Genomic DNA, 12,401 nt, shown 5'->3' with positions numbered 1-12,401 from the left:
CGTATCGCTCTCCTCAAGAGGTTCTGGCAGGCTCGTCACCCGCCTCGATACGCCGCCTTCCTCACACCGTCATCACCCAGATTCCGCCATAGCTCATTGCACATTGGGATGGGCCTTGAGCCAATCCTCATTCTTCTTGTGAGTGTTGAGGTTGTCGAGGACGACGTGAAGCTTTCGGCCTGGAAAGGCTGAGATGACGCTGTTCATGAAAACGAGAAACTCGACACGGCGACGGCGTTTTCAATGGGTAGCGATGATCTTTCCGGTGGCGACTTCGAGCGCCGCGAACAAATGTTGTCGTGCCATGCCGCTTGTAATCGTGGCTCTGGCCGGTCAGGGAGCGGCCATTGGGCAACTTCAGATAGCTTGCGCTCGCTCCAAGGCCTGGATCGAGGGCTTCTCGTCCACGCATAGCACAATAGCCTTCGCTGGCGGGGCGACGTAAAGGCCACGACATCGGCGGCTTTGGCCGTAAAGTTCGGTCGTTGCTCTCTCACCAGGACTTGCGAGCCGCGAGGTCAATCTTGTGGCTGCGCAGGAACTATGCCGCTCTCGACCCGGTCGCGTTGTTGCGCGATATCCGCGGCGCGCAGGAACGCCTCGCGGCGCTCGGGATACCCAGCCAATCGTCAACCCTGTTGCGGCATCGAAATCGATCGATCTCTTTCTGGCAAGTCTACGAACCCCCTGGAATGACGGAGCTATGCGACCGACGGGATCGGCCAGTCGTGAAAGCGAAGACAGGCCGGCGCCTCCCGACCCGCTCATCAGGGCATGCCAGGTTTGCGAGAATGGTTTGAAGTCGACGCCTGGCGGACTGGCGGCGAACTGCTCTCCCGGTTGCAGGTCGAATATCCTGGAGCCTATCCGAACAAGCTTCCTCGAACGCTTCAACGTCGGCTCAAATCCTGGCGCAGCGAGCAAGCGAACGCGTTACTGTTCGTTCCTACGGAGGCAACGCTTCCGGGGTATGAGGCCACAACACCCCAATGACGTGCCAGGCGCCCAACGGAGGAGGCCGGGCGCCCCGAAACCCTGGCCATCTCCGCACCCGGCCTCCTCCTCAACCAAGCCGGGAGCAAAATAAATGAGGCAACCGATCGAACGCGACATTTGCGAGCAGGTGGTCAGTCGGCGTTGTCCGCCCTGTCCTTCGCCTTACTCCTTGCTTGCGCGGCCTTCCGTTTGGCCCGGAGTTGCGTTCCATATACATTCCCTATGCTTCCATCTGCGGACGGTATTTCCACTCGGTCGTGCCGCGGACTAGAACCACTCACACAGTCAATCGTGAGCGACGAAATGCTGCAAAACAGAGCTTCATCCGGATGCTTATCACGAGCTCAGCCGCATCAGAAGTGTAGCCAAAGCAGCCCGCAGGAAGTGCAACTCTCCGGTGAGGGCCCCATTGCATTCTAGCGGATGAGGCTGGTTTAAAGCGGTATAGGGACTATTCGTCGATATGTCTGATTTGGTCCCGTTTGCCACGCCGGAAAGTCGACGCCGCCTCCTGCGGTGCCTGACCGAGGTTGCGTTTCTGGCCTGCGTTAAAAACGACGTGGAGCGCGCGAGGCGGATTGCGAGGGGAATCGATGTTATCGCCCCGGGCTGTAGGGAGGCCGTCATGGCTCGCGTGCTCGTCGACCTGGCGGCAAACGACGTTGAGGCCGCGCTGGCGCGCCTCGATCCTCTTGCCTGTGCGAATGATCCCTATGGCATGGCATTTCAGGCGCTGGCGCTTGGGGTTGTTGGCCGCTTGAGCGAGCGGGATGCTGTGCTTCGGCGTCTTCCTCGCGACGATCTGGCGCTCGATGGACTTGTTGCGGCGTTAGGTGGTGCAGCGAAAGTGCATGCAGGAGGTTCAGTCAATGAGCGGTGTGAATGGGGTCGTGGCGCTACTTGAGGCCGTGTCGCCGGCGCGCGGGCGGCCGGCGGCGTCAAGGGCGCCGAGTGACTCGGTCGAGGCCTTTCGTGCGGCACTCGATCGGCCGGTGCCGTCATCAGCGAATAATGATCTTGCAGGGGGCGCTAGCCTTGCCCTGGCGGACGAGGGGCTGATTGGTCGCGTCCGGGTCGCTGACGATATCCTTAGTGGAATGGACAAACTAAGCGCCTCTTTCGGCGATGCCGCGAACGTCGCGGCCGGGGTCGCGGAAAGATTTGCTTCCGGCGGGTTCAGTTCGACTGAGTGGCTGAACGCGCAATCCACCCTGTCAGCGATGATGCTGCAATACGATATCGCGTCGAAAGTGGTTGGGAAGGCCGTGCAAAGCCTTGATACTCTCCTGAAGAGCCAGTGAACAACCGTTATGCGAGCGTGATGTTGGCGTTGAAGCGCGGGTTGATTCTTTTGGCGACGTTCGCCTTGATGGGCTGCGGACCAAAGATCGAGCTTTATCGCAATCTTCCGGCACATGACGCCAACGAAATGCTCGCGTTGCTGATGCGGCACGGCATTGATGCCGAGCGCGTGGCCGAGCATAACGGGGCAGCCTCCCTGATTCTTTCGACGAAAGACGTGCCGCGTGCCATGAGTATACTGGATCGCGCCGGATTGCCTCGCGATCGGCTTGCCGACTTGGGCGCTCTCTTCAAGAAAGAGGGTATGTTGTCATCGCCAATGGAGGAGCGTGTGCGATTTATCCATGGCACGACGCAGGAATTGTCGGAGACGCTCTCCAGGATCGATGGCGTATTCAGTGCCCGCGTCCATGCCGTCCTGCCCGAAAATACGATCGACGATCGCGTCCCACCTGCTCCCTCAACTGCTGCGGTGTTGGTCCGCTATAAGGCTGGTACTGCCGTTGACCAGATCGTACCGAAGATCAAGGAGTTGGTCGCAAATAGCTTGAAGGGCGTATCTTACGACGGGGTCTCGGTTACGCTCGTCGAGGCAACTCAAAGCGATAGCGGCTTGCCGGCACTTGATGCGCCTCCCGTCGCCGCCGAGGCCAGCGCTCCGCTCTATCTCCTGGTCGGACTCGTGATTGGGCTGGTGATATCGCTAATCTGCAATGCAGTGTTTGCCTTTCTGGCGTGGCGCAAGCGAGTGAGCCACATAACAAATCCTGCCGCGCCATAGATCAATGCAAGCGAGCAATCCCGCGATGATCGCGACAGGATCGGTAGAAATTTCGGATAACTGGCTTCACAGGCCGTGGGCGGGAGGGATGATGCGCTGCATCGCCGATCCGGCGGCCGACTTCGATGACGCTATAGTCAAGGATTGGCCCGAATGGCTGCCGCGGGAGTCTGCACGGACAGATTCGTTCATCCGTATGAGACTTGGAAGTCAGCTGCTTCGCGATCAAGATAGGGAGGCGTCGGTCATCATCTCCGCTGGCCAAGCGCCGCGGACCCGGCTCGCATTTTTGCCGGTTTCGGACGCCGTACGGCTCATGTGCCTTGCCGCGGCGTGGACCGGCGCGCCCAGTCTTGTCAGTCAGCTTCGCAGCGCTGATGTCGTTGCAGCACGTTCCGTCCTCGGAGAAGACGCCTTCGCGTTCGCTTTCCAAGCCGCGCTGCTGCCACGACCGACCGCCGCCCTGATGTCGGCTATCGGCGCTTCCGAGCTGCCGAACGGGCCTGCTGAATTGCTCCACTGCGGAGCTGTAATGTTCGGCCTCGCAATGGGCTGCATCCCGGATGCACTGCAGGTACGACTGAGATTGCGCAGCCCTGGCTCGATCTGGACCTTGGTGGCCAACGCCTGTCGTAACGACAGTGCTGGAGAGGACGCCTTTCATGCGATGCGGCGGTTGGTCCGCAACAGGATGGCCTTATGGTCGCGCTGGTTCGATTAACGTCCGAGACGATCAGTGTTCTCGGACCAGGGCAAATCTTGCCGGCGGCAAGCGCGCAGGCACTCCTGCAGGCCGAGCAACTCCTGACCCAGGCGCAGCGCGATGCAGAGGCGCTTGTTGACGAAGCGCGCGCGTCCGCAAGCAGGATTGAAGCGGCCGCCAGAGAAGCCGGGCTCAAGGAAGCGCAGGTGACAATTCAGCAACGCTTAGCCGCAATCGCGGCAGCGTCGCTGCGGGTCATGGAGCAAAACAAGGAACGGATCGTGGACCTCGGTCTGCAGATCGCCCGCCGGATCATCGACACGACGGTGCCAGGCGATGCCGCAGTGCAGATCGCGCTGCAAGGTCTGCGCGTCGTGGGCCACAGCCCTGTCGTTCGGCTGCGAGTGGCACCGTCGCTGGTCGAGACGGTTCGCGGGCGGGTCGACGAAATAGTCTCGGCGGTCACGTCGCGCGCAGTCGTCGAAGTTATTTCTGATCCGCGGATCAATGATGCCGGGTGTATTCTCGAGACCGATGCCGGATTGGTCGACGCGACGATCGAGAGCCAGCTCACGTTGATTGAAGGTGGTCTTCGCAAAAGCCTGGAGGCGTCGAAGTGATGTCGGAGCCAGCCGAGCCGTCAACGGCGGTAGATCCCGCGGGTTGTTCGCATGAAAGCATCGATCGGCTTTTCCGGCTCGCGAGCAGGGCGGTTGAGCAAACGCCAACGATGAATGTCCGTGGTCGTGTCCTTCAGGTCGTTGGAACAATCATCCGTGCGACGGCTCCTGGGGTGCGTATCGGGGATTTGTGCGAGCTCCGCGATCCCAAAAATAGCCGTGAACTGACCGCCGAGGTCGTCGGTGTTCAGCGCGATGTTGCCGTTCTGACGCCGCTCGGGGAAATGCGGGGACTTTCTACCCTCACGGAAGTGATTCCAACGAGAGAGGCCCTGCTGGTGCCGGTGGGCTGGAACTTACTCGGTCGGGTACTTGATGGCCTTGGCCGGCCACTCGATGCAACCACTCATGGGCCCATGATCGCAGAGGCCCACGTGCCGGTTCATGGCAGCGCACCGGATCCGCTGACCCGGCGTAGCATAGATCAGGTTCTTCCGGTCGGTGTCCGGGCGATCGATGCCCTGCTGACGTGCGGGGAAGGGCAACGCGTCGGTATCTTTGCGGCTGCAGGCGCAGGCAAAAGTACACTGCTGTCGATGCTCATACGGGGCGCTGAGGTTGACGTCGCGGTGATAGCACTGATCGGCGAGCGCGGACGGGAGGTGCAAGAGTTCATCACGCAGCTCGGCTCGGGATCACGAACCAAAGCAGTTTTTGTTATCGCGACGTCCGACCGACCCGCCATGGAGCGTGCCAAGGCGGCCTATGTGGCCACGGGAATAGCTGAATGGTTTCGCGATCAAGGCAAACGCGTGCTGCTTCTCATGGATTCGCTGACGCGTTTTGCGCGGGCGCACAGGGAGATCGGCCTCGCAGCGGGTGAGCCACCGACCCGGCATGGTTTCCCGCCATCAGTGTTCGCGACACTGCCGCAGCTTTTGGAACGTGCGGGCAACAATGCGCGTGGGTCGATCACGGCCTTCTACACCGTGCTTGTCGAGGGAGATGACATGACTGAACCCGTCGCCGACGAAACGCGGTCGATCCTTGATGGCCACATTGTGCTCTCGCGTACCCTGGCTATGTCGAACCACTATCCTGCCATCGACATTCTTGCGAGCGTCAGCCGCGTCATGAGCATGATCGTGGCTCCGCAGCATGAACGCATGGCGCGGAGACTGCGGGAGTTGATGGCGAAATACCAGGAGGTCGAACTCTTGATTCGGGTGGGTGAATACAAGAATGGAACCGACGCACTCGCGGATGAGGCGATCGCCAGAAGGGACGAAATACAACGCTTCCTGCGCCAATCGACAAGTGAGCTGATTGAGTTCGAAGCCACGCTCCAGGACCTTGAAACATGCGTGGGATGATCTCGGACGCCGTACCCCGTCTCCTGGAGCTGCGGAAACTGCGACATCAGCGTCAGCAAGATATTCTCCGGGCGCGACAGCTGGCTCTTGAGAGCGCTGCCGCTGCGGTGGAGACCGCCGCCGAAAATCACCGCGCTTGGCGGCGAAAGCGTCTTCGGCTTGAAGCTGGCCTGTATGATTCCATGATCGGAGACACCGTCGCTCTCGGCGCTCTTCTCGGTATGAAGGCAAAGATAACCTCTCTGCATGATCACGATCAACAGCTCGAAAAAGACATTCAGACGGCAGTCGCGGAAGCCGATCAGGCGCGGCAGGCACGTGACGAGGCATGCAACATCGTGCGTCAAACCGGCAAGCAATTCGATAAATGCGAACATCTGGCGCGCGCTTTGCGCGATGCCGCGATGGCGAGGCCAGAGCAGGTTTGCGATGGAGGGGCCGCTGTGGCCACGTCGCGAGCAGGCGCGGCCTTGGAGCTCGAAGACTTTCAGGGATGTTGGATTTGGTCGGTGTAGTGGCCGCTCTCATCCATGGTGCATCGAATCCTGCGGGTTACGTCGATGCAGATCGTGCGGTTAGGCTGGTGGATACGCTCTGCAGACCGTCCGCTGGCACGATCGCGTGTGCCTGTCGTCTAGGCCAAAGACTGCGGGCGTCCGACAAACTGTCGAGAAAACATGAACGTCCCTGGGCGAGTTGGCTTTGGACGTAGCTAATCGGTGGCGCCTGTTCAAATTTGCTACTCTGGAGGGTTTGATGAAGGCGAGCCGGCAATCTGTCTCGGGACCGGAGCGAGCCATCGTCAGCGGCGTGCCGCGCCTCTGGCTATCGACTGGCAATTTACCGGGCAAGTCGCGCTAGGTTGATCAGATGAAGTCATTTGACAAACTCCTGACTATTGCGACGGGCCGCAACGACGTTGTTTTGGTGACGTTGCTGATCACGATCGTTTTCATGATGATTATTCCGCTTCCGTCAGTGCTTATGGATGTGCTGCAGGCGGTCAATCTGGGAATTGCAGCCCTCCTGCTGATGGTGGCGGTCTACATCAAATCGCCACTCGCATTCGTCTCATTTCCATCGGTGCTTTTGCTGGCAACGCTGTTTCGTCTGGCGCTAGGTATTGCGGCAACTCGCACCATCCTGCTTCACGCGGATGCTGGCCAGATCATCAAGACGTTCGGTAACTTTGTCGTAGCTGGTAATCTCGTGGTAGGCGCGGTCACCTTCTTGATTATGACAATTGTGCAATTTGTCGTCATCACCAAAGGATCAGAGCGCGTTGCCGAAGTCGCTGCACGTTTTTCTCTGGATTCCATGCCGGGAAAGCAGATGAGCGTCGATGGCGACTTGCGAGCTGGCAGCATCGACATGCGCGAGGCGCGTAGGCGCCGTGTTGCCATAGAGCGCGAAAGTCAGTTGTACGGCGCCATGGACGGCGCCATGAAGTTCCTCAAAGGAGACGCGATCGCGGGCCTAATCAGCATTATCGTGAACATCATTGGCGGGATCACGATTGGTTCACTGCAACGGGGGATGGGATTCTCAGAGGCGCTTGAAGTCTATACGACCTTGACCATTGGCGATGGCCTCGTCGGTCAGATTCCGGCGCTGTTCACTTCGATCACGGCAGGATTCATTGTCACGAGAGTAAGCTCCGAAGACAACAGCACAGACCTCGGCAATGCAATCGGCAATGAACTGAGTGCGCAACCACGTGCACTCATGGTTGGAGCGTTCATGCTCGTCCTGTTCTCCCTTGTGCCCGGTTTTCCGACATCGATTTTTATAGTTTTGGCGGCAGCGGTGGGTGGGGCCGGCTGGCTGCTGCAGCGTCGTGGCCAGCTATTGCGCACTGACCCGCATGGTCAGCCACTCAGCGGGGGAGCGCTGTCGATGAGTTCGACTGAAGCCTCTGAGGCAAACAAGGCTGGCAGCAGTGGCATCATGCTTACTGTACCGCTGATGATCGACATTGACCGCGATATCCAGACCATGATCCAGCCGGACGTGCTTGATAAAGCGTTGGTAGCGACGCAGCAGGCGCTGATGCTCGAGCTCGGCATTCCGGTTCCAGTGATCAATATCGGAATAAGCAATGATTGTAACAAGGGCGAATATATTATCAGGTTGAATGAAGTTCCATACGGTTCGGGTCGCTTGCGACCTCAACATATTCTGGCGCGTGACACTCCCGAGCGCCTCGAAATGGTGGACATTCCATGTGTCGTGGAAGAGCCACCCTTTTTGCCTCAGATCGAGACCGTCTGGGTTGATGTCGCACATCTCGAGTCGCTGCGAGCGGCGGGCATCCCGTATCTGGAATCACCCCAGATTCTCTCCTTTCATGTTGGTCAAATCGTGCGGCGGCACGCCGATGAGTTCATCGGCATCCAGGAAACGAAAGCGCTTTTGAAACAGGCGGAGGTATCCTTTCCGGAACTCGTAAAGGAGGCGCTGCGCCTTGTCCCTCTACAGAAGATCGCGGAGGTACTTAAACGGCTCGTTTCGGAGCAGGTTTGCCTGCGAAATATGCGCGCTATCCTCAATGCATTGGTCCAATGGGGACAAAATGAGAAGGATACGGTCCTGCTAACCGAGTATGTGCGTGGCGCGCTCAAGAGGCAGATCTGCTTTCAGCATTGTGCTGGTACGAATCTGTTGCCGGCCGTCATTTTGACGCAGGAGGTAGAGGACACAGTGCGCAAGGCAATTCGGCAGACGTCTGCCGGAAGCTACCTCGCTCTCGATCCGCGGACCACGCAGCAGATCGTGGTTTCGATAAAAGATGCCGCCAGCAGCCCTGAGTCATTGCCTTGCAAGCCCGTGCTACTCACCTCGATCGATATCCGCCGATACGTCCGCAAGCTTGTCGAGGTCGACTTGCACGAGCTCCCGGTGCTCTCCTATCAGGAGCTTACTCCTGATATCTCCATCCAGCCCTTGGCGCGGATTGCGCTGCAGTGACGAACATGCCAACGGAAAAGAATGTTTTGACCGGTGAACAGGCCAAGCTCACTTTGCGCGTGCTGTCCGGGCCAAATTTGGGCGCGGAGACATGGCTGGGCGAGGGAACGTGGCTTATCGGTAGCCATGATACGGATGACCTCACCTTCGGCGAGCCGGAACTGGCCGGTTCGCATATTCGCATTGCGGTCGAGTCAGAGGAAGTCTGGATCACGGCGTTCGCATCGGGCGTGATTATCGACGGCAGTGAATGCGCCATAAACAGCCCGATGATTCTTAATTCTTTCACTCCGGTTCGCGTTGGCCGCACGGTCTTTAGCCTGGGCCCGTTCGGGCTCGGCTTTTCCGATGAGGACTCCTTCCTCGAGCATCAAGGGTTGAATGCAAGCAAGCTGTATTCAGATGTGACAGAGTTGTTGGCCCTACACAGCCGACGAACGCGTTTCCCGGTGAGCTCGATACCGCGGCGATTGTGGCTGGGAATAATGGTTTGTGGTCTCCTGATCGCAATATGTATTGCTTGGACACGGCTGGAGAGGCTTCAGTCTTGGGGTCTTTCCACCGCTCCGGACCCTCGCCCGACCGAGACAGATACGGTTAATCCTGCACCCAAGGTCAATATGCCATTGACTGCTAGCAAGTTGGTAATCGACTTGGAGGCTGGAGAGAATACCAGTAAGAGCCAGACTGGCTGGCAAGACATTAGGATAGGTGCTGACGTCACAGCAAAGCGACTAGACGGCACCACGTTATCTCATGCAAGGCTGTTTGACCTCGCAGGTACAATCCTACACGCTTTTGATATCGACGGTAGCGTTCGAGTGGAAGGTGCAGGGGAACTCACCGTGATAGGCTACGGTCGGAGCGATGCCAAAGTAAAGGCAGCCCTTCGTCGTCTGCAGCAGGACATCCCTGGCGTGCATAAGACCAATGATCAAGTGGCAACACTGGATCGCGCCCGCGCCTTTCTGCTGGCTACGGCATCCGCCGAACTCCGCCGGTCCATCCGCATCACCGCTAGGCCCGATGTCGTATCCGTTTCTGGAGCGTTGATCTCGGCTACATACGATGAGTGGAGGGACATTGCTGCTCGGTTCGAGGAAAAATTCAAGCCCTATATCCGGCTCGAGTCGCGGTGCGAGCTGATCGTATTGCCTGTGGTGAGAGGTGTGCACCTGGGCCGCACACCCTTCGTCGTCGTTGAAAACGGAGCGCAGTTGAAAGTTGGGGACAGCATGGATCGCATTGGTAAAATTACTGCCATCCACCATGATGGGCTCGTCGTGCATGTCGGACAAACGAACGTGCACATGCTCTATCCAGGCAAGCTAGAGTGGTTAACGGAGGAAGATCAAGAGTGAGTGGGGATTCCATCGTGCTTGAGCTGGAGAAGCAGTTGCTAAATGATGTTGATGGCTCTAACAGAGCTGCCATCAATAGAGACCTCAAGGATTGGAGGCAGTCTATAAAAGGTCAGATTGATAGCGGCGTCACACCGGGGCAATTCGAAGCCCTGCAGGCGCTGCTCGATGCGATAGATTGCGCGACAGACGTCGTTGATGCTACGTGGATACGGCATCATCGCGAAATCGTCCGCTGAGTAATGAGGAATGACATGGATTTCGGCAGCATAACCAACTCTATCGGTCGATCCGTCGGTCAATCGGAACGCAATGTGAGAGAAAATATGGCCACCATGAACCCGGACGACACCATGGATCAGCTTCGGTTTCAGCTCTCAATGAGCAAGCACACGACGCTTTTGAACTTGAACTCCACCATCATCAAGGCGGTTCACGACGCACTCAATGGTATCATCCGAAATATTGCCTGATCTTCATCGGTAGGTTTGGTCGTTCGGTGCCGGCACGATATCCGGGCTGATAGGCGAGTCCGCATATCCTGATCAGGCTTGAACCGACCGAGCGATATCAGCCGCCGTCGATTGTTGGGTAAAAGCACCGCGGCGAAGTGAATCAGCGATCTGAATGGGCAAGAGAACCGGGGCAAAATGTGCTCTGGTCGGGTCAATGACACCGCCCGATCTCAGCCTCCCGAATGACGTAGAGACTAAGCGCCGTTCCGCTCCCACCTTCTCACGGCACATGGGATAGGCGAGTTTCACGATCTCTTTGAAGGGATCGGCTTGTGTCTATGCTTGACCATACGCTTAAGTCGGACTTGACGGCGCGCCGGCTGGAAGTGATCACGAAGACGGGACGCCGTGGTTGGTTCTCCAAGGACGACAAGGCCCGGATTGTCGAGGAGACGCTGGTCGCAGGCGCCGTCGTTTCCGAGATTGCCCGGCGACACGGGCTGACCCCACAACAAGTGTCCACCTGGCGCCGGCAAGCACGCCGGCAGCCGGCGCCGATGGCGGACGATCCGCAGTTTGTACCGGCGGTGGTAGACGCCATGGCACCAGTCGCGGTTGCTGGCCATGAGCGCAAGACAGCGCGACGTAAGGCCAAGCCGGATGTCGGGGCTCGCCGTTGCGATGCCGGGTGCATCGAGATCGAAGCCGAAGGCGTCACGATCCGGGTCGGCCGAGGCGCGGACGTGGCGATGATTGCGGCCATCCTCCATGCGCTGAAGGCAAGCCGGTGATCGGCCCGTCCGGAACTGTCCGGGTGATGGTGGCAACCAAGCCGGTCGACTTCCGCAATTATGCGGAGCCCACGATTATGCGGAGTGTGCGGCGGGAAGTTGGTTCCCGCCGCGGTCTTCTCGCCTGTTTCACTCCGCATAATTCGGCTTGCGTCCGGCCACATTCAGCATGGCCAGGAGCTTGTCGGGCGCCCGGAATCGACCGGGCGTCAGCATCGGCGGCGACATGGCGGCGAGCGCTTCGAGCTTCTCTGTCGGATCGGCGCGAAGGTAGACCTCGGTGCTTTGCAGGCTGGCGTGTCCGAGCCATAGCGAGACTTTCCGGACGTCGCGAGTCGCCTGAAGCGTATGCATGGCGCAGGTATGGCGCAGTACGTGCGGACTGACGCCTTTGCCGGCGATCGACGGCGCCTTGCGAGCGGCGGCGGCGACATGCTTGGTCAGGATGTATTCAAAGCCGGAGCGGGTCATCGCCTGAGCACGGGCGTTGAAGAACAGCTCAGGAGCGTCGGTGACTGGGCGCACTTTGAGCCAAGCCTTCACAGCTGCAGCCGTTTGTTTCCAGAGCGGCAAGACACGTTCACGACGGCCCTTACCCATGATGTGCACGCTGGACATGGTCTGGCCGTCGATCTGATCGAGCCGGAGGCCGACGAGCTCCGACACGCGCATGCCTGCGGCGAAGGCCAGATGCAGCATGGCTCGATCACGGATGCCGGACACAGATAACGTACAGATTCTTTCGCACTTTCAGGATTGACGGCTTCTTCTAGAATGAAGGAGCTTTGAATGAACGATGGGAATGCCATGGGTCAGGTGATCCAAATTGATGAGGCCCGGATTCGAGATCACCTGGGCGAGATGGTCCGCGGGACAGTGGAAGAGACACTGAACGCGATGCTGGAGGCCGAAGCGGACCAGCTGTGCGGTGCTGGGCGGTATGAGCGCAGCCCGGCGCGGCAGGACACGCGGGCAGGCAGCTACGAGCGAACGCTGCAGACCAAGGCGGGCGACGTCAATCTGAAGGTTCCGAAGCTACGGCGGCAAACCTT

Annotated in this window: 15 protein-coding genes and 2 pseudogenes; 15 read left to right on the top strand and 2 right to left on the bottom strand. The window is 58.9% G+C overall.

Annotated elements, in window-relative coordinates:
• Nucleotides 1-192 (top strand): hypothetical protein (locus GA0061099_RS41925; RefSeq protein WP_206752589.1); only part of this gene is annotated, 192 nt, incomplete at its 5' end.
• On the opposite strand, the pseudogene GA0061099_RS37650 reads toward GA0061099_RS41925, so the two are convergent.
• Nucleotides 97-541 (bottom strand): annotated as a pseudogene (locus tag GA0061099_RS37650) (IS630 family transposase); the annotation flags it as partial. The gene GA0061099_RS41925 and the pseudogene GA0061099_RS37650 overlap by 96 nt on opposite strands.
• Here GA0061099_RS37650 and GA0061099_RS40815 point away from each other — a divergent pair.
• From GA0061099_RS40815 to tnpA, 13 genes and pseudogenes are all read left to right on the top strand, one after another.
• A pseudogene (locus GA0061099_RS40815) lies at nt 531-993 on the top strand (ISNCY family transposase); the annotation flags it as partial. The pseudogenes GA0061099_RS37650 and GA0061099_RS40815 overlap by 11 nt on opposite strands.
• A gap of 628 nt (nt 994-1,621) precedes the next feature.
• Nucleotides 1,622-1,900, top strand: a complete 279-nt coding sequence (locus GA0061099_RS40810) for a hypothetical protein (protein ID WP_141697790.1) — start codon at nt 1,622-1,624, stop codon at nt 1,898-1,900.
• On the top strand, nt 1,866-2,297 hold the full coding sequence (locus tag GA0061099_RS37640) for an EscI/YscI/HrpB family type III secretion system inner rod protein (RefSeq protein ID WP_158644928.1): 432 nt from the start codon (nt 1,866-1,868) through the stop codon (nt 2,295-2,297). Before GA0061099_RS40810 ends, GA0061099_RS37640 begins: the two co-directional genes overlap by 35 nt.
• Nucleotides 2,294-3,079 carry a type III secretion system inner membrane ring lipoprotein SctJ gene (sctJ, locus tag GA0061099_RS37635; RefSeq protein ID WP_083235180.1) on the top strand — a complete coding sequence of 262 codons (786 nt, stop codon included), beginning with the start codon at nt 2,294-2,296 and terminating at the stop codon, nt 3,077-3,079. The genes GA0061099_RS37640 and sctJ overlap by 4 nt, the downstream gene beginning before the upstream one ends.
• A 91-nt stretch (nt 3,080-3,170) precedes the next feature.
• Nucleotides 3,171-3,800 carry a hypothetical protein gene (locus GA0061099_RS37630; RefSeq protein ID WP_141697788.1) on the top strand — a complete coding sequence of 210 codons (630 nt, stop codon included), beginning with the start codon at nt 3,171-3,173 and terminating at the stop codon, nt 3,798-3,800.
• The gene (locus GA0061099_RS37625) at nt 3,779-4,402 is read left to right on the top strand and encodes a FliH/SctL family protein (protein ID WP_074448581.1); all 624 of its coding nucleotides are present in this window, start codon (nt 3,779-3,781) and stop codon (nt 4,400-4,402) included. Before GA0061099_RS37630 ends, GA0061099_RS37625 begins: the two co-directional genes overlap by 22 nt.
• Nucleotides 4,402-5,775, top strand: a complete 1,374-nt coding sequence (gene sctN, locus GA0061099_RS37620) for a type III secretion system ATPase SctN (protein ID WP_083235181.1) — start codon at nt 4,402-4,404, stop codon at nt 5,773-5,775. The genes GA0061099_RS37625 and sctN overlap by 1 nt, the downstream gene beginning before the upstream one ends.
• Nucleotides 5,763-6,290: a type III secretion system stalk subunit SctO gene (gene sctO / locus GA0061099_RS37615; RefSeq protein ID WP_074448580.1), complete on the top strand. Its 528-nt coding sequence runs from the start codon at nt 5,763-5,765 to the stop codon at nt 6,288-6,290. Before sctN ends, sctO begins: the two co-directional genes overlap by 13 nt.
• A 355-nt stretch (nt 6,291-6,645) precedes the next feature.
• Nucleotides 6,646-8,742: a type III secretion system export apparatus subunit SctV gene (gene sctV, locus GA0061099_RS37610; RefSeq protein WP_074448579.1), complete on the top strand. Its 2,097-nt coding sequence runs from the start codon at nt 6,646-6,648 to the stop codon at nt 8,740-8,742.
• 5 nt (nt 8,743-8,747) lie between these two features.
• Nucleotides 8,748-10,103 carry an FHA domain-containing protein gene (locus GA0061099_RS37605; protein ID WP_074448578.1) on the top strand — a complete coding sequence of 452 codons (1,356 nt, stop codon included), beginning with the start codon at nt 8,748-8,750 and terminating at the stop codon, nt 10,101-10,103.
• Nucleotides 10,104-10,117: 14 nt separating this feature from the next.
• Nucleotides 10,118-10,342, top strand: coding sequence for an EscE/YscE/SsaE family type III secretion system needle protein co-chaperone (locus GA0061099_RS37600; protein WP_158644927.1), 225 nt, complete (start codon nt 10,118-10,120; stop codon nt 10,340-10,342).
• Nucleotides 10,343-10,357: 15 nt separating this feature from the next.
• A complete protein-coding gene (locus GA0061099_RS37595; RefSeq protein WP_158644926.1) occupies nt 10,358-10,576 on the top strand; it encodes an EscF/YscF/HrpA family type III secretion system needle major subunit in 219 nt (72 codons plus the stop codon).
• A 320-nt stretch (nt 10,577-10,896) separates the two neighbouring features.
• A complete protein-coding gene (tnpA, locus tag GA0061099_RS37590; RefSeq protein ID WP_083235178.1) occupies nt 10,897-11,349 on the top strand; it encodes an IS66-like element accessory protein TnpA in 453 nt (150 codons plus the stop codon).
• Nucleotides 11,350-11,478: 129 nt separating this feature from the next.
• Here the strand turns inward: tnpA and GA0061099_RS37585 are convergent, their stop codons facing one another.
• Nucleotides 11,479-12,048 (bottom strand): tyrosine-type recombinase/integrase, encoded by a 570-nt coding sequence (locus tag GA0061099_RS37585; protein WP_244621068.1) that lies wholly within the window; start codon nt 12,046-12,048, stop codon nt 11,479-11,481.
• Between the two features lie 90 nt (nt 12,049-12,138).
• On the opposite strand from GA0061099_RS37585, the gene GA0061099_RS37580 reads away from it, so the two are divergent.
• Nucleotides 12,139-12,401 (top strand): transposase (locus tag GA0061099_RS37580; RefSeq protein ID WP_208604922.1); only part of this gene is annotated, 263 nt, incomplete at its 3' end.

This window comes from Bradyrhizobium yuanmingense (assembly GCF_900094575.1).
GTDB lineage: Bacteria > Pseudomonadota > Alphaproteobacteria > Rhizobiales > Xanthobacteraceae > Bradyrhizobium > Bradyrhizobium yuanmingense.
Note: the sequence above shows the minus strand (reverse complement) of the source record. Positions and strands in the feature narration are given on the sequence as shown.